The sequence below is a fragment of the Lysinibacillus capsici genome, from assembly GCF_003367505.1.
Lineage (GTDB): Bacteria > Bacillota > Bacilli > Bacillales_A > Planococcaceae > Lysinibacillus > Lysinibacillus capsici.
Genome location: NZ_PXXX01000018.1, coordinates 134119 through 154224 on the forward strand (window position 1 = coordinate 134119; position 20106 = coordinate 154224).

Sequence of the window (20106 nt, forward strand, 5' to 3'; positions counted from 1 at the left end):
ATTAAGGGGTTTACAAAAAATAGAATAAGGGCGTAGAATAATCACATTCAATTTCATATCGGCCAAATCTCAACTATTTGAGAACGGAGGAACCAATCTTTTGGGGTTAATTCTGCTTTAGCAGAAGGGATGAGAAAGCTCTTTCGCCATCCTACCCGTCAGCTAACTTCGTCGGCTAAAGCGAAGGAGGTCGTTATTGACCACCATTATTAGCATGCTTTCTACCCTTTTCATGCTCTAATCGTAGGTCTTTTTTTTATGCCATCTAACAAACAGTTGTTTACTATTCAGAATTGAGGAAAAATTAAATGAACAATTTTAAAAGAGCATTAAATCCTCCCAAAATTCTTGTATTGGGCTTTGCCCTTATCATTGCCATAGGTACGTTTCTTTTAACAATGCCATTTTCTACTGAGGATGGGAAGGGTTTGCCCTTTTTAGATGCTTTATTCACTGCTACATCAGCTACTTGTGTCACAGGTTTAATTGTAGTTGATACAGGTGATACCTTCTCTATTTTTGGCGAAGTGGTCCTTTTATTCTTAATCCAAATTGGCGGTTTAGGATTTATGACATTTGCCACATTATTATTTTTACTGCTTGGAAAGAAAATTTCATTAAAAGAAAGACTGCTGCTTAAAGAAGCATTTAATAATATCTCCATTGCTGGTCTTGTTCGATTAGTGAAAAGAATATTACTCTTTACAGCATGTATTGAAATAATCGGTGGTCTAATTCTATCGATTCGTTTTTCTTTTGATATGCCTATTGGAAAGGCCCTTTATTTTGGATTTTTTCATGCCATATCCAACTTCAACAACGCGGGCTTCGATTTAATGGGTGGCTTTAACGGAATGACTGCCTATGTTGATGACCCCTTTGTTGTTTTCACCATCTGTGCTCTTATTACAATCGGTGGATTAGGCTTTATTGTGATGAATGAATTGTATGAATATCGTGTAACTAAAAGGCTTTCTGTCCATTCAAAAATAGTCTTAGTAACGACACTTTTGCTCACTGTTAGCGGAACCATTTTGATATTTTTGTTTGAGTATGGCAACCAAAAAACACTTGGACCATTATCCGAATGGGGTAAAGTATTAGGTTCCCTTTACCAAGCGGTTACACCACGAACTGCTGGCTCCAATACACTGGCTATTGGGGACTTAACGCATTCTACATTATTTTTAATGATTCTTTTCATGTTTATTGGGGCAGGCTCTGGGTCGACTGCTGGAGGTATTAAAATCACAACCTTTGCTGTTTTAGTAGCTACTATGTGGTCACAAATTCGAGGAAAAGAAGATGTCGTTCTCTTTAAACGTAGAATTGTTACTGAAACTATCTTAAAGGCTTTGACGGTTACAATGTGTGGAGGATTAATTGTTGTAGTCGTGACGATTATTCTCAGTATCACGGAACAGCATCATAGCTTTATGATGTACTTATTTGAGGCTACCTCTGCGTTTGGTACTGTTGGTCTTTCGATGGGCCTAACTCCAGAGCTAACACCTGCTGGTCGTCTTCTTCTGATTATTACAATGTTCGCAGGAAGAGTAGGACCACTAACCATTGCTTTTGCCATTGCAAAACGAAGAAAAAAAGAGAGTTTCCGCCACCCAAAAGGAAATATTATGATTGGATAACCAAATGAGAGGAAGACAGAACGCTATGACCATTAAACAATACGCTGTGATTGGCTTAGGTAGATTCGGAACAAGCGTCGCTCGCAGATTGCATGAAGCTGGACAGGAAATATTAGGAATTGATATAAATGAAGAAAGAGTAGAGGATGCCGAACCCTATGTGACTCACGCTGTGGTTGCAGATACAACAGAAGAAAAAGCCTTAAAATCGATTGGTATTGGTAACTTCGATTGTGTTATCGTAGCGATCGGTAATGATATGCAATCTAGTATTTTAACCGTCTCTTTATTAAAAGAGCTAGGGATCAAAAAAGTGATCGCAAAGGCACTTGGTAAAAGACATGGGCAAGTGTTAGATAAAGTAGGAGCTGATTGGATTATTTACCCAGAAAGAGATATGGGTGAACGTGTAGCTAATCAACTCCTATCCCCAAATATGTTGAATTATATCGAATTATCAAAGGAATACAGCATTGAAGAAATTATGATTCCTTCCAAAATGGCTGGACAAAACCTTCGGGATTTAGACTTGCGCGCAAAATATAACGTCAGTGTAATTGCGATTGTGCGCGAAGGTGAAATTATTATCTCGCCTTCTCCTGAGCAAATTATTGAAAAGGAAGATTTATTAGTAATGATTGGTCATCGAAAAGATCTTAGCTTATTCTCAAATATTCAGTAACCGCAAAAAGGCTGTGTCAAGTTCACCTTGATACAGCCTGCCATTTTTGTCTTAGAAAACTTTCTTTTGATCTCTATCATCTTTTAAAATTTCAACAGCCTCTCTAAAGCGCTGGGAATGAACAATTTCCCGTTCACGTAAAAACTTCAAGCTATCATTTAAATCCGTATCATCTGATAAGTCAATAATCCATTGATATGTGGCACGTGCCTTTTCTTCTGCTGCTATATCCTCATACAAATCCGCGATAGGGTCACCCTTTGCTTGAATATAGGTTGCTGTGAATGGTACCCCCGAGGCGTTTTGATAAAATAGAGCCCGATCGTGATTTACATAATGATCACCCAATCCAGCTTCTTTCAGCATTTCTGGTGTTGCATCTTTTGTTAGCTTATAAATCATCGTGGCAATCATTTCTAAATGTGAAAATTCCTCTGTTGCTATATCGGTCAATAACCCTACTACTTTGTCAGGAATCGTATAGCGCTGATTCATGTAGCGTAGAGCTGCTGCCAGTTCCCCATCCGCTCCTCCATATTGTTCAATTAAAAACTTTGCAAGCATTGGGTTACATGTACTAACTTTTACCGGATACTGGAGTTTCTTTTCATAATACCACAAAGATTTTTCCTCCTAGTCTTTTGTTTAGACTTGCCATGGCCATGGTGTATCAATCCAGTTAAAAGGATAATTCGAATAGCTTCTCCCAAAATTCATGAGTGGTCCATATTTTTGCTCAAAATCAATTTTAAGTTTCATACTTTTCTCTGTATTTTCATTAAATTGCTGAATGGCGTCATAATCGTGTGGATGAGTGTCTAAATAGAGGTTTAATTCAACAATGACGAAATCAATTGCTTGTATTTCTTCTAATTGCTTATAAAATTCGGGCGGCATCTTTTTAGTCATGCTTCCTCCCTCCTTTTAGGGGAAATGGGTATGGGCTAAACAACTGTGGCCATAGTGTTCCTGCCATTAGCGCTTCTCTGGCGGTTGGAAATTGTGGAAGTCCAGGTGGTTGAAAACCCATATATAGTTGTGGGGGTGTTGCATAATACTTAACTTCTATAGGCTTACAAGGATCAAAGGGGCTAATATAGGGCCTCCAAGACTTATACTGTGTAAACATGACATCCTCCTTTCTGTATTTACATTCATCAGTGGAGTATATGTGTATAGAAAATTATTATGCTTTAAACACAAAGAAGCCATAAGCTCATGTCAATGTACACATGAGCTTATGGCTCTATAAAAAGATAATATTAATAGTTGGAGTCGGCAATTAAACCATTCATAATAGCTACACCAGAGCTAGCCCCAATACGAGTCGCACCTGCTTCTACCATTTTTTTCATGTCCTCTAAGCTACGAACACCACCTGATGCTTTTACACCAAGTTCTGGACCTACAGTTTTACGCATAAGCGCGATATCCTCTGCTGTTGCTCCACCAGTAGAAAAACCTGTAGATGTTTTCACATAGTCAGCACCTGCTGCTACAGCTAACTCACATGCCTTCACTTTTTCTTCGTCTGTTAGTAAGCATGATTCAATAATGACTTTTACAAGTGCGCTATCTTTAGCTGCTTCTACCACTGCTGCGATATCTGCTTGTACAAGGTCATAGTTTTGATCTTTTAACGCACCGATATTAATAACCATATCTACTTCTTTTGCACCGTTAGCAATGGCGTCTTTTGCTTCAAATGCTTTGACTGCTGGTGTATTGGCACCAAGTGGGAAGCCGATAACCGTACAAACTAACACGTCTGTACCCTGTAATAATTCACTGCTTCGCTTTACCCAAGTTGGATTTACACAAACAGAAGCAAAGTTAAATTGTTTAGCTTCAGCACATAATTTTTCAATTTGTTCTTTTGTTGCCTCAGCCTTTAATAATGTATGATCAATCATACGTGCAAAATTTTTTTCCATTGTTGAACGCTCCTTCATTAAACAAGATGTACGTACCTCTTCGAATCATATCATTTTTTCGCGATGGCGTCTAATTTCTTTCTATATAATGAACACCCAAATATAAACATTCCAGAACGAGTCATGTTTATCTGAAGTCCTCAAAAGATTATATAGAAATTGATAACTTAATTATTTCACAAAAAAATCTTATATGTACTGATTTTATAAGGATTATGTTATCATAAATCACGTATCTAAAATATGTACAACGAAAAACTTATTAAATGTTTGGAAACACAAGGTAATGTGAATTGAAAGGATGATATATATCATGAGTAACGAGCGATCAAAAATCGTGAGTTTTCATACTCTAGGTTGTAAAGTAAATCATTACGAAACAGAAGCAATTTGGCAGCTGTTTAAAGAAGAAGGCTATGATCGAACAGAATTTGATCAACAAGCAGACGTTTACGTCATTAATACATGCACAGTTACGAATACTGGAGATAAAAAATCACGTCAGGTTATTCGTCGAGCAATTCGCCAAAATCCGGATGCAGTTATTTGTGTAACAGGATGCTATGCACAAACATCCCCTGCAGAAATTATGGCAATCCCTGGTGTTGATATTGTTGTTGGAACACAAGATCGTACGAAATTACTTGGTTATATTGAACAATATCGTGCGGAACGACAACCGATTAATGCTGTACGTAATATTATGAAAAACCGAGTATACGAAGAATTAGATGTACCAGCATTTACAGACCGTACACGTGCTTCGTTAAAAATCCAAGAAGGCTGTAACAATTTCTGTACATTTTGTATTATTCCATGGGCACGTGGTTTAATGCGTTCTCGTGACCCACAAGAAGTATTACATCAAGCACAGCAATTAGTAGATGCTGGTTATCTTGAAATTGTCTTAACTGGCATTCATACAGGTGGCTATGGTCAGGATTTAAAAGATTATAATCTTGCTCAATTACTACGTGATTTAGAGGCCAATGTAACAGGCTTAAAGCGTCTTCGTATTTCATCTATTGAGGCTAGTCAATTAACAGATGAAGTAATTGAAGTACTACGTGAATCAAAGATTGTCGTGAATCATTTACACATCCCTATTCAATCTGGTTCTGATACGGTATTAAAACGTATGCGTCGTAAATATACAATGGAGTTCTTCGGTGAACGTTTAACAAAATTACATGAGGCTTTACCTGATTTAGCTGTTACTTCTGATGTAATCGTTGGTTTTCCAGGTGAGACAGAGGAAGAGTTTATGGACACATATAACTTTATTCGCGATCATAAATTTTCTGAGCTACACGTTTTCCCATTCTCTCCTCGTACAGGAACCCCTGCTGCACGTATGGAAGATCAAATTGATGAAGACATTAAAAATGAGCGTGTGCATCGACTCATCTCTTTAAACGATCAGCTAGCAAAAGAGTATGCTTCTCGTTTTGAAGATCAAGTGCTAGAAGTTATCCCTGAAGAATTTGTGCATGATGACAGTGAAGAAGAAGGCCTTCTAACAGGCTATACAGACAATTACTTAAAAGTAGTTTTTGAGGGTCCAGAAAGTCTAATTGGACAACTTGTAAAAGTAAAAATTACACAAACAGGCTACCCTCACTCAAAAGGACAATTTGTACGCGTTTTAGAAACAGTGAAATAAATAGTGAAAAAAGGGTTGCCCATTTTATATGGCAACCCTTTTTCCTTTTAATGAAGCTAATCATTCACTTGTATTTTGATTTTTCATAATATTGATAGATGCTTTTAAAGATTGACAGCTCCTATAAGAAAATTAGTAGTACAAACAAAATATCCATCTGTACTACCAGCTTTGTTAATATATTATAATATTCTACTGTCCTCTAAACTAGCATTTATCAAGGACTAGGAGGAGGTGTAAGTCCTAAAAGAACAGGCGTTATTACGCTACTGCCAGCACCAAGGCGGATTTGTTGCACTTGCAATACTTTTACAGTAAGTTCTAAGACAATTTTTTCACGTAATGTGCTGAATGTCCCTTCAGGAGCCGCCATAATCGGTGAAAAATCAAGTTCAAAGAAGTTGGCAGCTACTAATTCACCAAATGGTTGTTCATTGTATTTAACAAGATTTTGGAAGAAAGCCTTATCTAATCGAGCATCCATTTGTGTTCTTTCGTTAAGGAAGTTCGCTTCAGCAAACTCGGAAATGCCTAAGATTGGTGTTGCGCCTCCAGGTGTTTGTGGGAAAATAAGATCTGTAAAACCAGAAAACGGAACGTCAGCAATTCTATCTCGAAGTGCCCCATTACATGCTGATGAAGCATATTCAATATTTTTCCGAATATGTCCTGCTACAAATAATTTAGCTCTTGTTACTCTAAAGAAATCAGTGCCACCAATACGTGCAAAGCTAACTGGTACAAGTTTCACTTGATTTAGGAAGACATTCTTTTTCACTCGTTTGATTTCTGTAGCAGCAGGGCTAAGTGTAATATCCGACTCAACAACGATTTGCAGTGTTGGTTCTGCCAATACAACTGGAACTTTGATAGTTGGCGTTGTAACTGGTGTAGTGACTACTGGTGTAATCTCATTCGTTAATGGAATTTGTTCAGTTGATGTTACAGGACAAGGTTGAAATTGGCTTTCTAATTGATCGCTCAAAAAATTCCCTCATTTCATTTTTTTAGTATTAGAGAGCTCTCCTATCGCTAGAATATGTAGCATTTAAATCTATACATGGACGTATATATTAGTTTTATTTTTTATTTGAATTAAGGGATAAATTTCTATAACCCTCCATTACCTTGCCAGTCAAACAGTACTTTAATTTTTTGTACTTGTAACATTTGGATAATTAATTCTAATACTATATTTTGACACAATCGATTGGGATGAATGGCTGACTTATTTTGCGTATTAGATACCCTATACTCAATATTATGCTGTATGTAGCCTTCTATAAATAAATTCCCCTTTAATACAGTTCTTGTTCCATTTCCCAATGACTGGGATCTATGAATAGGTACAAATCTACAATCGGATAGTACTACCTCATTTGTGATCTCTTTAACCTCTTCAATTCCTTTATCAAAAGCAATTTTTTCCTCCATACATATTTCTATTTTGTATTCCCCTAGCACAACAGGAACTCGTATATGTATAAAAGGCTCAGAGGAGTTAATTTCTCCTTTTTTAATTGCTTGTGAGTTATGTAAGGGAACTACTACTGATTTAAACGGATGCTGCTCACTACCATTTTTTTTATTAGTATCCGTTCTCATTAAAGAAATCATTTGATTAATGTTGGAGCTAACCAAACGACAATCTGGTTGTTCAGGGTAAATCGAAATCGTTTGGAGTAGCTTCGTCTGAAGTTGGGGAGATAGGTTATCATTTAAATCAAGAAAATCAAATATTGTATTTTGAACATTTTCACCATAAATAGGAGCATGAAGAAAATCGTTAATTTCTACATAAGTAGAAAAGGGACTTTTTTGGATAATGGTGCATACTTCTCCTTGTAAAGACTTTGCAATCTCTTTATTACGATTTGGAGGATTGTTTTTCTCCTTTTCTGCTATATCATCCAAATGCATATTATTTTCAGCCTCTGACAGCGCTCTATTGAAAGATTTTGGATTATTGTCTGATTGGGCTGTTGAATTTTGTTCTTCAAGGGAGTTCTCATCACTATCTAGTAGATGGTCAATTTCTACCTTTGTTGGACTGGGTACACTTTGATTGCATGCTATCTGGTCTAAAGTTAATTCCTCTACATGGTTCTCATCCATATGTCGGAAATTTTCTTCGTTCTCCTTAACATTCGCTTCTATAGGTATGGGTATGGACGCTAATTGCTCTAATAAGGTCACTTTTGTGTGACTCTCATCGATATCTAGAGGATGTTCGTTTTCTTGCTCAACATTTGTTTCTTTAGATATAGGTAGATCTTCATTAGATGCTAATAGCTCTGCTAAGCTAGCATCCTCCCTGAAGTTCTCAAAATTTGGGTGATGTTCGTTTTCTTCCTCAATAATCGGCTCCATAGGTTCGGGGAGCTCTTCATTAGAGATTATATGGTCTGTTAAAGTTGATTCCTCTGTAATTGGTTTATCTTCTATTTCATCAAGCAGATTATTATTTCCATTAAAAGTCTGTTCAAATGGAGATTCGTCATCTATTTTAGTTTGATACCTCCACTCAGTGTATTTATTTTGTTTAGAGGATATTTTTTTCATCTCTCTAAAATTAATCCATGGAGTTGCCATTCATTCACTCCCAAATAATGATTTGACAAAAAAAGCATAACAATCAATTTTTAATCCATTAGCTAATTCTTCTGATGCGATTATGTTAGGACAATTGAAAATCTACAATACTAATTACAATCCATATTATGCAATATTTTTACTTTTGTCACAGTCCCACTATGAGATACAATTGGAAGGCGCATGTCCTTATCTTGCCAAAAAAAAGCAGTTAAAAGTTCGAGTAAAAGTGAACTTTCAACTGCCCAACAACATATTTGATTTTATATCAGTATTATTGTTACCATTTTTACTCCACTACATAAAAAAATTAACAAGGCTCAGTAGGCGGAATCATATCAGGAACAATTGGTGTTGCTGGTGGAGTAAGCCCTGGTAGAACAGGTGTTACTACACTACTTCCAGCGCCCAAACGGATTTGTTGAACTTGCAATACTTTTACAGTAAGTTCTAATACAATTTTTTCACGTAATGTGCTGAATGCTTCTTCAGGAGCTGCCATAATCGGTGAAAAATCAAGTTCAAAGAAATTGGCAGCTACTAATTCACCAAATGGTTGTTCATTGTATTTAACGAGATTTTGGAAGAAAGCCTTATCTAATCGAGCATCCATTTGTGTTCTTTCGTTAAGGAAGTTCGCTTCGGCAAACTCAGAAATGCCTAAAATTGGTGTAGCGCCTCCTGCTGTTTGCGGAAATATAAGATCTGTAAAACCTGAAAACGGAACATCAGCAATTCTATCCTGAAGGGCCCCATTACATGCTGATGAAGCATATTCGATATTTTTCCGAATATGTCCTGCTACAAATAATTTAGCTCGTGTTACTCTAAAGAAATCAGTGTTAGCAATACGTGCAAAGCTAACTGGTACCAATTTCACTTGATTTAGAAAGACATTCTTTTTCACTCGTTTAATCTCTGTCGCTGCAGGACTAAGTGTAATATCGGACTCGACAACGATTTGCAGTGTTGGTTCTGCCAGTACAACTGGAATTTTAATAGTTGGCGTCGTAAGTGGTGTAGTAACGAGTGGTGTAATCTCATTCGTTAAGGGTATTTGTTCAGTTGATGTTACTGGACAAGGTTGAATCTGATTAAATTGTTCACTCAAAAAATTCCCTCATTTCAATATAGTATTAGTGAGCTCTCCTATCGCTAGAGTATGTCGCAATTAAATCTATGTATGGACATTGAACTTGTTCTTTTACATATTTTATTTGGAATGTTTGAGGTTGTGATTTTCCCGGTTGATCTTACACAATGGGCTAAAACTCCATTTAAGCAGGGATTTAACGCAGACCCCCTTCAAATATGATTTACGTAAAAAAACCACTTAATAATATTAAGTGGCTTTCTCTAAGTTATGTTGATAATAAATTATACATAGCTGTTATTCAAATTCATAGGATATGGCAGACAGTGCGTATAATGGCGCTGTTTCTGCTCGTAAAATTCTCGGTCCTAATGACATTGTTTGAGCGCCTGCTTGTAATAGCGCTTCCGACTCTTGACGAGAAATGCCCCCCTCAGGACCAAAGATAATAAGCATTGATTTCGACTTCATATCATACACGTTTTTTAGCTTCTCCGCAAACCTTGTGCGCTTTTCAGCCTTTGCATCCTCTTCATCAGCAATAAAAACGGCATCGAATTGATCTATTTGTTGTACTAGCTGTTTAAATGATATAGGTTCAAAAACTGTTGGAATATGCGTACGGTGAGCTTGTTCCGCAGCTTCCTTAGCAATTTTCTGTAATCTTTCTTGCTTTTTTGCTCCTTTTTTCTTGTCCCATTTCACAATGGAGCGCTCAGCTTCAAAGGGTAATAAAGCAAACATTCCTAGCTCTGTGGCTTTTTGGGTAATAAGCTCCAGCTTATCACCCTTCGGTAAACCACATGCTACTGTTACTTGAATGGGTAACTCTGGGGAAGGGATTGTTTGTCCAGTCGCTTCAATGACAACCTCATCCCCTTCAAATCCTTCAATTGTGCATATATACGCAGTGTTTTGTGCAACAACTACAATGTTGTCGCCTTGCTTCATACGCATCACTCGTTCAATATGCCGTGCATCTTCTCCACTAATACGTGCATTTTCGATAGCTGTCTCAATAAAATAACGTTGCATGCCACACAGTCCTTTCTAGCAAAAAAGGAAAACGCCAAATCACAAGCACACGGCTCACGATTTGGCGCTTCCTCAGTCATGTTATAGTGGACGACGGGCAATAATGGCTACCCAATCTTCCATTAATAATACTTCTTCAATCACAAAGCCTGAAGCTTCTAGTGCTACTTTCACATCATCTCGTTTTGCACCGATGATGCCCGAAGTGACATATAATCCACCTGGTTTTACAATTGTATACGCGTCATCTGTGAAGGACATGATGATTTCAGCCAAAATATTAGCGACTACTACATCCGCTGGTTCTTTTACAGTATCCAATAAGTTACCATGGAACACTGCCACCTTATCTTCCACTTTATTTAATGCTACATTTTCTCGCGCTGAACGTACAGCAACCTCATCTAAATCAAGCGCATGCACACTTTTGGCACCAAGTAATGCTGCACCAATAGACAATACACCCGATCCTGTACCGATATCAACAACTGTATCCCCTTCTTTAATGACCTTTTCAAGTCCTTGTAAACACATTACCGTTGTTGGGTGGGTACCTGTACCAAATGCCATACCAGGGTCTAATTCAATAATTAGTTCATCTGTTGAAACAGGTGTGTATTCCTCCCATGTCGGTACGATAGTAAAGCGTTCAGAAATCTTAACAGGATGGTAGTATTGCTTCCAGGCAGTTGCCCAATCTTCTTCATTGACTTCCACAATGGATACCACATTTTCACCAATATCAATGTTAAAGTTCGTTAAATTTGTGATAGCTGCTTTTATTTCTTCGACTGTTTCATTTAAAAAACTAGACTCCGATAAATAAGCTTTAACAATCACGCCATCTTTCGGAAAATCATCTTCATTTAGCGCATAAATTTCACCATATTGATCTTCACGTGGCTTCGCAAACTCTGCAGAATCTTCGATGACAACACCACTTGCACCTGCTTCATGCAAAATATTCGAAATTGCTTCTACCGCATCATTTTTTGTATGAATGGATAATTCTGACCACTTCACGTAGCTCTTCAGCTCCTCTAATTATTCACCTTGGAATTTTTTCTTAATTTTATCAAATAGTGAACTACCTTGCTCTTCAGGGATATCGCCACTAATTTCTGCAAATTCTCGTAGTAATTGTTTTTGTCTTTCCGTTAATTTTTCTGGTGTCATCACTTTTACTGTCACATATTGATTACCCATACCATAACCATGAACATTTTTAACACCTTTATCTTTTAGACGGAATTGAGCACCTGACTGTGTTCCAGCTGGAATACGTAATTTTACTTTCCCATGGACTGTTGGTACTTCAATTTCATCCCCAAGTGCTGCTTGAGGGAATGTTAATTTCAACTCGAAGTAAATATCGTCTCCATCTCGTTCAAAATCCTTGTGACCTTGAACGCGGAACATAATATATAAATCCCCTGCAGGTCCACCGTTTATACCTGGTTCACCTTGACCAGATACACGAATTTGTTGTCCATCATCCACACCTGCTGGAATCGTCACTTTAATTTTCTTACGTTTTTGGACTTTTCCTTCTCCACGACAAGTCGTACATTTTTCTTTAATAATTTTACCTGTTCCATGACATGTTGAGCATGTACGACGATTCATCATACGACCAAATGGTGTATCCACTGCTTGATTGATTTGACCTGCACCTTTACATGTCGAACATGTTTCTGGTTGCGTGCCTGGTTTTGCTCCTGAACCGTGACATGTTTCACACGTTTCATCTTTCGGGATTTCTATTTCTGTTTCTTTTCCAAAAATTGCTTCCTCAAATTGGATGTTCATACGATATTGCAGATCATCCCCTTTACGTGGAGCATTTGGATCTTGACGGCGACCACCTCCGCCAAAGAATGAACTGAAAATATCCTCGAAGCCGCCAAAGCCGCCCCCTCCAAAGCCACCACCAAAACCAGCATTCGGATCCTCATGACCAAATTGGTCGTAGCGTGCTTTTTTCTGGTCGTCACTTAATACTTCATATGCTTCAGCGATTTCTTTGAATTTTTCATCTGCACCTGGCTCTTTATTAAGGTCAGGGTGATATTGTTTTGATAATTTACGGTATGCTTTTTTAATCTCATCTTTTGTAGCCGATTTTGTTAAACCAAGCACCTCGTAATAATCGCGTTTCTCCATGATTCACACTCCGCTCTGTTTGCATAAAATCTATTGTAACATGCAGTTGAAAAAACTGCCTCATTTTTTCGATTAAAGGTTCTATAAGTTCCAAAAATGAAGATACTCACTTCCTAGCAGCTAACGTATGCAACTATCCCATAAATGGTGCATTTACGTGAAGTGACCTCACATCATGACAAAAGCCAAAGCCGCAAGCGGTCTTTGGCTTTTTCACTTTACTGTGTTACTTCTTATTTATCATCTTTTACTTCTTCGAATTCAGCGTCTACAACACCGTCATCTTTTTTACCAGCGCCAGTGTCTGCACCTGCATCGCCGCCTTGAGCTGCTTGAGCAGCTGCTGCCGCTTGTTCGTAAACTTTCATCACTAGTGGCTGTAATACGCCTTCTAGTTTTTCTTTAGCTGCTTTAATACCTTCTAATTCACCAGCTTCAAGCGCTTTTTTCAATTCGTCACGAGCATCTTCCACAGATTTTTTCTCGTCTTCTGTAATTTGCTCACCAAGGTCAGCAATTGTTTTATCCACTTGGAATACTAATTGGTCTGCTTCGTTACGAAGATCTGCTTCTTCTTTACGTTTAGCATCTGCTTCAGCATTAGCTTCAGCGTCTTTTACCATGCGTTCAATTTCTTCCTCTGATAAACCAGAATCAGATTGAATCACAATTGTTTGCTCTTTGTTCGTACCAAGATCTTTTGCTTTTACAGATACGATACCGTTTTTATCAATATCGAATGTTACTTCGATTTGAGGTACACCACGAGGTGCTGGTGGAATATCTGCTAATTGGAAGCGACCTAATGTTTTATTGTCAGCTGCCATTGAACGCTCACCTTGTAGAACATGAATATCTACTGCTGGTTGGTTATCAGCTGCTGTAGAGAAAACTTGAGATTTTGAAGTAGGAATAGTTGTGTTACGGTCGATTAATTTTGTGAACACGCCACCCATTGTTTCAATACCAAGTGAAAGAGGTGTTACGTCAAGTAATACAACGTCTTTCACATCACCTGTTAATACGCCACCTTGTACTGCAGCACCCATTGCAACAACTTCGTCAGGGTTAACACCACGGTGAGGCTCTTTCCCTGTTTCTTTACGTACTGCTTCTTGTACTGCTGGAATACGTGTAGAACCACCCACTAAAATAACTTGGTCAATTTCAGAAGTTGACAGACCTGCATCAGATAATGCTTGACGCACTGGTCCTACTGTACGATTTACTAATGGTAAAGTAATTTCGTCAAATTTCGCACGCGTTAAAGAAATTTCTAAGTGTAATGGACCTGCTTCTCCAGCTGTAATGAATGGTAGAGAGATTTGAGTTGATGTTACACCAGATAAATCTTTTTTCGCTTTTTCAGCTGCATCTTTTAAACGTTGCATCGCCATTTTATCTTTTGATAAGTCAATGCCATTTTCTTTTTTGAATTCAGCTACTAGATATTCGATAATTGCGTCATCGAAATCATCTCCACCTAGTTTGTTATCACCAGCTGTAGCTAGTACTTCAAAGACACCGTCACCTAACTCAAGGATAGACACGTCAAACGTACCGCCTCCAAGGTCAAATACTAATACTTTTTGATCTTGATCTTGTTTATCTAATCCATAAGCAAGAGCTGCAGCAGTTGGTTCGTTGATGATACGCTCTACTTCTAGACCTGCGATTTTACCAGCATCTTTAGTTGCTTGACGCTGTGCATCGTTAAAGTAAGCAGGAACTGTAATAACTGCTTTTGTCACTTTTTCCCCTAAGTAGTCTTCAGCATAGCCTTTTAAATATTGAAGAATCATTGCAGATACTTCTTGTGGCGTGTAGTCTTTATCTTCTACTGTTACTTTTTCAGCCGTACCCATTTTTGATTTAATAGAAATGATTGTGTTAGGATTTGTTACTGATTGACGTTTCGCCACTTCACCAACTTGACGTTCACCATTTTTAAAGGCAACAACAGATGGCGTTGTACGGTTTCCTTCTGGGTTTGGAATTACTTTTGGTTCTCCACCTTCAAGTACAGAAACGCAAGAGTTTGTTGTTCCTAAGTCAATACCAATAATTTTGCTCATTAAAATTTCCTCCTATTATGTCAACGCAAGGGATGCGTTTTCTAACTAATTTTAATTGACTAAATAGTGCAAAGACTATTCGTTCACAGATACCATTGTTGGGCGTAATACACGATCCTTTAAGATATACCCTTTTTGTAGTTCGCGTAAGACGATACCCGTTTCTTTTTCACTATCTTGTTCTTGCATAACAGCTTGGTGAATCGTTGGATCAAATTGCTCACCTTCAGCTTTAATCACTTGCAGACCTTCTTTTTCTGTTGCTTCAATTAAAGAGCGATACACCATTTCAATTCCTTTAATGATCGATGCAGTCTCTTCAGAAGTTGTCTCTACTTGTAAAGCACGTTCAAAATTATCAAGGACTGGTAATAGATCAGATAGTAAGCTTTGGGCGCGATACTTTTCAGCTGCCTCACGGTCTAACTGATTACGACGACGCATATTATCGAAGTCAGCACGTAAACGTAGGTGACGATTTTCTTCGTCAGCCAGCTTTGCTTGTAGTTCAGCCAGCTTAGCCTCATACTGTTCTTCAATTGATAACTCTACTTCTTCCTGAACTTCTGTTTGCTCTACTTCCTCAGTTGTCGTTTCAGCTTGTACATCTTCTTGTACTAAATCTTTGTTTTCCGTTGTTTCCGTCACTTGAATCCTCCTCATTATCATTCACTACGATTCTTCATAAAGGCTTGTGTTAAATCCAAGCGCATTACGTCTAATAAAGCCACAACACGCTTATAATCCATACGTGTAGGGCCAATAATAGCAATGGCTCCCTGTTGATCATCACCAATAGAATAGGTAGTGGTAATGACACTGCAATTTTCCATTTCTAGTTGTTTATTTTCTGAGCCTATCCGAATATGAATACCTGATTCATTCGGATGGAAAAGTGACTGCACTTGGCTAGTCGTCTCCATTAAGTCCAAAATCATTCGGACTTTATTTAAGTCATGGAATTCTGGTTGGTTGAACATATTCGTTTTCCCACCATAGAAAATTTTACTTTCTGAATTATGCATTGTTGCTGTGATAAGTGCGCGAATAAAATCATCCGCTGATCGAACATGTTGCTGTAACACTGCTAGCACTTCAGCCTCAAGGCTTTTATGGAGATCTTCTAATGAAACTCCAATAAGGCGATCATTTAAGATATTTACCATTTTCTCTAAATCAGAAGCGGTAAAGTCAGGTGGTAGATTGAACATGCGGTTTTCTACATGCCCATTATTCGTCACGATAATCGCTACTGCTGTGTCGCTAGAAAGAGGGACAATTGAAAACCGTTTAACACGATGCCTTTGGACATCAGGTCCTAAAAGTATGGAAGTATACGATGTCAGCTCTGATAAAATGTTGGCTGACTTTCGGATAATATGCTCTACTTCTACTAGTCGATCATTAAAAATTGATTGAATTTGTTGAATGTCCTTGGAATTAATACCTTGAGGACTCAACAAATGATCTACATAAAATCTGTAACCCTTTTCCGAAGGCACTCGACCAGAGGAGGTATGCGTTTTTTCTAAAAAGCCTAATTCCTCTAAATCCGCCATTTCGTTTCGAATAGTGGCTGGACTAAATGTAATCCCTTGTTTTTTGGAGATTTGGCGAGAACCTACCGGCTGCGCAGACACAATAAAGTCGTCTACAATGACTTGCAATATCTGTAACTGCCGATTTGTTAGCATGATTATCACCTCTGTTAGCACTCAACTAAGAGGAGTGCTAATACTATTATTAAGTTATCAAATCCCACATTTTATGTCAACGATATCGCTCAATCTTCTAACAAAAATTGTTGAAATACTTCATTGCCCACAAAACGCCCTTTTCTTGTCAGGCGAACACCAAGCTCATCCTGTTCTAAAAGCCCCTTTGACACTAGATCTTTTATTACCACATCATAATGCGCAGACATAGGTGTTTTAAATTTCTCTTCATATATAGAGTGCATAACACCCTCTGTTTTTCTTAGCCCTAAAAACATTTGTTCTTCTCTTTTTTCCACTTGTGATACTTCATGTGCGTGGACAATTGGTAGCTCATTTGCCTCAACAGCTTCCATATACTTTTTTAATGGACCGTGATTGGAATAGCGTATACCTGCTAAATACCCATGAGCTCCTGCGCCAAACCCCGCATATTCATCATTATCCCAATAAATCTTGTTATGCTCTGAATGATACCCTGGCTTTGCAAAATTACTGATTTCGTATTGTTGAAGCCCATGTAAGGCCATTTGTTGCATCAGCACATCATACATATCCGCTTCTAAATCTTCTGTCGGTAAATACAGTTTCCCTTTAGCGTACTGATTATAAAAAATCGTTTTGGGTTCCACAATAAGAGAATAGGCAGAGAAATGTGGCAAATCAAGAGTAAAAGCTTTGGCTAATGAATCCTTCCATTGCGCCATCGTTTGCCCAGGTAAACCATACATTAAATCAATGCTGATATTACGGAAGCCAATTTTTCTAGCCAAGTCAATTGTTTCATAGACATGATCATTACTATGAGTGCGTCCAATCTTCTGTAGCAATCCCTGGTCAAAAGATTGTACACCCATGCTTAAACGATTAACACCACCGTCGAACAACACCTGCAATTTGGCTGCAGACAATTCATCTGGATTTGCCTCTGATGTAAATTCTGTCACACTATTCATTGGAATATACGTATGAATAGACGTTAGTAGTTTGTCCAATTGCTCAGGAGATAAGGCTGTCGGTGTTCCGCCACCAAGAAAAATCGTCTCGATGTTACGGAATTTTTCAGGATGTTTTTCGGTTGTCAGGGCCATTTCTTTTCCAAGTGCTTCTATATATTCATCCACTGGTTGATTTTTAAAATAAAATTTATTGAAATCACAATAATTACAGATTTGATGACAGAAAGGAATATGAATGTAAACACCTCGTGCCATAGCAATCCCTTCTTTCGCGTTAAGTCTTTTCCATTTCTACATTATAACGAATCGATAGAAGGAACGCTATGAAACCTAACAGGTACTTTTAATGAATATTGATTCTGTAATGACAAAACAAACTGCACCTCCGATTATTAGTTAGAATCTAACAATCGAAAGTGCAGATTTTTCATCTATAAAAAATGACGCCCACAGCAATTCCTAACAGCACCAATAAATAAGGCTGTATTTTCCATCGAATTAAACACCATAAAAAGACAGCTACTATGAAAATATCTAACGTGCTGATGATGGTTTGTGTCACAATGGGATGTACAAAAGCAGCGGCTAGAATGCCAACGACTGCCGCATTTGCGCCTGCCATCGCACCTCTAAGTCGTGCAATTCGACTTAGGCTAATCCAAAATGGTAGCGCTCCAACCACTAGCAAAAACGCTGGTAAAAATATTGCGAAAGTAGCAATAATAGCTCCCGGAACGCCAGCAATGACCATACCGATATATGCAGCAAATGTAAATAAAGGTCCTGGAACTGCCTGTGTCATACCATAGCCAGCTAAAAAATCTGAGGTACTTATTTGACCACTTTGAACAAATTGTGTTTCCAGTAAAGGTAAAACAACGTGTCCGCCACCAAATACTAGGGCACCTGCAAGATAAAACTTCTCTATCATAGAAATCCACTCATGATGCCATAAAGCGGCTAATATAGGTAAACCTAGGAGTAGCACGAAAAAAAGTACTAGTAAAACAATGCCCGTGGTTTTTGAGATGGGTATATGAACTAATTTTGAGGTATTACCCTCATCACTTTTTTTCAGTAGTTGAAAGCCTAAACAAGCAGCAATCAATATTGCTACGATTTGTGCCAATGGATTTAGCCATGTCAATACTGTTATCAATGTCAATAAAGCAATCAACCAATGCCATTTTGTCGAGAGTAGTTTTTTACCCATATCAAAAATAGCATGAGCGACAATCGCCACTGCTACTAACTTCAAACCATGAATCCAATCCATCTTAAACTCTGTATACTTGGAGAAATAGGCAAAAAGTATAAGTATCAGAACTGATGGTAAGGTAAAACCAAGAAATGATAGAAAGCTTCCTAGTACTCCTCCTCTAAGTAAACCAACCCCCATCCCCACCTGACTAGATGCAGGACCAGGCAAAAATTGACTTAACATAACGAGTTGACCATAATCATGTGCAGAAAGCCATTTACGTTTCTGTACATATTCCTGTTGAAAATAACCTAGATGAGCTGTTGGGCCTCCGAATGAGGTACAGCCCAATTTTAAAGCAACAAAAAAAATCTCCCAAAGCCTTCGCAAACTCTCAACTACTTTCCATATCTTTTATTTCATCTTACACGGAAAGCAGTTTTTTTTAGATTAAGAGTTTGTAAAATTTACTTCATTATTCATCTCTCTTTATTTTAATTGCAGAACCTACTTTACTACCCTCTTTATTGATTGGAATTAAAGTGTATTTTTTTTCTGTTAGATAGAGTGCATCTACACGACTTCCCCACCGTGTACCCTCTTTATTTAATGGATAGGGTGCTGCAAAATCCCATGATTGTCCAGATTTTGATTGGATTTTAAAGTGTAACGCATCATTGACAACACTTTCCTCAGCATGAAAATAAATCGTTGTGGAAATAGGTGTGGAGACAACTTTGTCAATGGTTATTTCCTGCTGATCAACATGCTTCACTTTTTTATCAATGGAAAAGATTTCACGATCTTGTTGTAATTGCTCTTGTGAAGCATCTACCTGAAATTCCCATGGCTTCTCAATTGGTGTTTCAACATTCCAATCTTTATAACGAATAACTAATTCTAATTGTTCATCAGCCGGAAAATCATCCATTTTAATACTATTATATATCGTATAAACGTTGGCAGACTTTGCTATGGACTGTCCTCCATTACGAACCATATAATCTTGGCCATTGACAAGAATTTGCGGAAAGAAAAATACTTGATGGTCTGGCTTAAACTCTTTTCCAGGTTCGAAAGTTGCATTTAGTAAAATTTGATTGTCATCTATAATCACTTCATTTAATGTTAACCGTCCTAAGCTATTGCTAGCTGTTTTCCCTACATCCGTTTTATAGGCTTCAAAATTCACATCCTGATCCCACCACAAATACAGCGTCGATCCACTAGCAATCATTAATAAAAGGATCACAACAATAAGCCACTTCTTACTTCTCCGATTTTCCTTATCCAAATCCACAACTCGAATCATATCATTGGACAACCGTACACCTCATTTTTATAAAAA

Annotated in this window: 19 protein-coding genes and 1 riboswitch; of the genes, 3 read left to right on the forward strand and 16 right to left on the reverse strand. The window is 37.8% G+C overall.

Annotation, left to right across the window (positions count from 1 at the left end; all coding sequences use genetic code 11):
* The first annotated feature begins 50 nt into the window (after positions 1-50).
* Positions 51-192, forward strand: a riboswitch (cyclic di-AMP (ydaO/yuaA leader).
* Positions 193-308: 116 nt separating this feature from the next.
* Both C7B89_RS16250 and C7B89_RS16255 read left to right on the forward strand, forming a co-directional pair.
* A complete protein-coding gene (locus C7B89_RS16250) occupies positions 309-1646 on the forward strand; it encodes a TrkH family potassium uptake protein (protein ID WP_115674109.1) in 1338 nt (445 codons plus the stop codon).
* A gap of 25 nt (positions 1647-1671) precedes the next feature.
* Positions 1672-2328 (forward strand): potassium channel family protein, encoded by a 657-nt coding sequence (locus tag C7B89_RS16255; RefSeq protein ID WP_004227067.1) that lies wholly within the window; start codon positions 1672-1674, stop codon positions 2326-2328.
* 51 nt (positions 2329-2379) lie between these two features.
* On the opposite strand, the gene C7B89_RS16260 is transcribed toward C7B89_RS16255, so the two are convergent.
* From C7B89_RS16260 to deoC, 4 genes are all read right to left on the reverse strand, one after another.
* On the reverse strand, positions 2380-2949 hold the full coding sequence (locus tag C7B89_RS16260) for a manganese catalase family protein (protein WP_004227065.1): 570 nt from the start codon (positions 2947-2949) through the stop codon (positions 2380-2382).
* Positions 2950-2973: 24 nt separating this feature from the next.
* Entirely contained in the window at positions 2974-3237 is a 264-nt protein-coding gene (locus C7B89_RS16265; RefSeq protein WP_016994107.1) for a spore coat protein CotJB, read from the reverse strand.
* On the reverse strand, positions 3230-3457 hold the full coding sequence (locus C7B89_RS16270) for a spore coat associated protein CotJA (protein ID WP_004227061.1): 228 nt from the start codon (positions 3455-3457) through the stop codon (positions 3230-3232). Before C7B89_RS16270 ends, C7B89_RS16265 begins: the two co-directional genes overlap by 8 nt.
* Before the next feature lie 133 nt (positions 3458-3590).
* Positions 3591-4262 (reverse strand): deoxyribose-phosphate aldolase, encoded by a 672-nt coding sequence (gene deoC / locus C7B89_RS16275; protein WP_115674110.1) that lies wholly within the window; start codon positions 4260-4262, stop codon positions 3591-3593.
* A gap of 313 nt (positions 4263-4575) precedes the next feature.
* Between deoC and mtaB the strand changes: the two genes are divergently transcribed.
* Positions 4576-5925, forward strand: a complete 1350-nt coding sequence (mtaB, locus tag C7B89_RS16280; protein WP_115674111.1) for a tRNA (N(6)-L-threonylcarbamoyladenosine(37)-C(2))-methylthiotransferase MtaB — start codon at positions 4576-4578, stop codon at positions 5923-5925.
* 217 nt (positions 5926-6142) lie between these two features.
* Here mtaB and C7B89_RS16285 read toward each other — a convergent pair whose 3' ends face one another.
* From C7B89_RS16285 to C7B89_RS16340, 12 genes are all read right to left on the reverse strand, one after another.
* On the reverse strand, positions 6143-6910 hold the full coding sequence (locus tag C7B89_RS16285) for a CsxC family protein (RefSeq protein ID WP_054550096.1): 768 nt from the start codon (positions 6908-6910) through the stop codon (positions 6143-6145).
* Between the two features lie 125 nt (positions 6911-7035).
* Positions 7036-8517 carry a BC_2427 family protein gene (locus C7B89_RS16290; RefSeq protein WP_244205696.1) on the reverse strand — a complete coding sequence of 494 codons (1482 nt, stop codon included), beginning with the start codon at positions 8515-8517 and terminating at the stop codon, positions 7036-7038.
* Positions 8518-8827: 310 nt separating this feature from the next.
* Entirely contained in the window at positions 8828-9628 is an 801-nt protein-coding gene (locus C7B89_RS16295; protein ID WP_048392182.1) for a CsxC family protein, read from the reverse strand.
* A gap of 279 nt (positions 9629-9907) precedes the next feature.
* Complete coding sequence (locus C7B89_RS16300) at positions 9908-10645, reverse strand: 16S rRNA (uracil(1498)-N(3))-methyltransferase (protein ID WP_115674112.1); 738 nt, start codon at positions 10643-10645, stop codon at positions 9908-9910.
* Positions 10646-10726: 81 nt separating this feature from the next.
* Positions 10727-11668: a 50S ribosomal protein L11 methyltransferase gene (gene prmA, locus C7B89_RS16305; RefSeq protein WP_004227050.1), complete on the reverse strand. Its 942-nt coding sequence runs from the start codon at positions 11666-11668 to the stop codon at positions 10727-10729.
* Between the two features lie 21 nt (positions 11669-11689).
* Positions 11690-12808: a molecular chaperone DnaJ gene (dnaJ, locus tag C7B89_RS16310; protein WP_016995416.1), complete on the reverse strand. Its 1119-nt coding sequence runs from the start codon at positions 12806-12808 to the stop codon at positions 11690-11692.
* Between the two features lie 233 nt (positions 12809-13041).
* Entirely contained in the window at positions 13042-14883 is a 1842-nt protein-coding gene (gene dnaK / locus C7B89_RS16315; RefSeq protein ID WP_048392179.1) for a molecular chaperone DnaK, read from the reverse strand.
* A gap of 75 nt (positions 14884-14958) precedes the next feature.
* Positions 14959-15531, reverse strand: coding sequence for a nucleotide exchange factor GrpE (grpE, locus tag C7B89_RS16320; RefSeq protein ID WP_004227038.1), 573 nt, complete (start codon positions 15529-15531; stop codon positions 14959-14961).
* A 17-nt stretch (positions 15532-15548) separates the two neighbouring features.
* Positions 15549-16577, reverse strand: coding sequence for a heat-inducible transcriptional repressor HrcA (gene hrcA / locus C7B89_RS16325; protein WP_004227036.1), 1029 nt, complete (start codon positions 16575-16577; stop codon positions 15549-15551).
* An 89-nt stretch (positions 16578-16666) separates the two neighbouring features.
* Entirely contained in the window at positions 16667-17812 is a 1146-nt protein-coding gene (gene hemW, locus C7B89_RS16330) for a radical SAM family heme chaperone HemW (RefSeq protein ID WP_115674113.1), read from the reverse strand.
* Positions 17813-17984: 172 nt separating this feature from the next.
* On the reverse strand, positions 17985-19148 hold the full coding sequence (chrA, locus tag C7B89_RS16335) for a chromate efflux transporter (RefSeq protein ID WP_115674114.1): 1164 nt from the start codon (positions 19146-19148) through the stop codon (positions 17985-17987).
* A gap of 85 nt (positions 19149-19233) precedes the next feature.
* Entirely contained in the window at positions 19234-20082 is an 849-nt protein-coding gene (locus C7B89_RS16340) for a DUF4179 domain-containing protein (RefSeq protein ID WP_048392177.1), read from the reverse strand.
* Positions 20083-20106 lie beyond the last annotated feature (24 nt).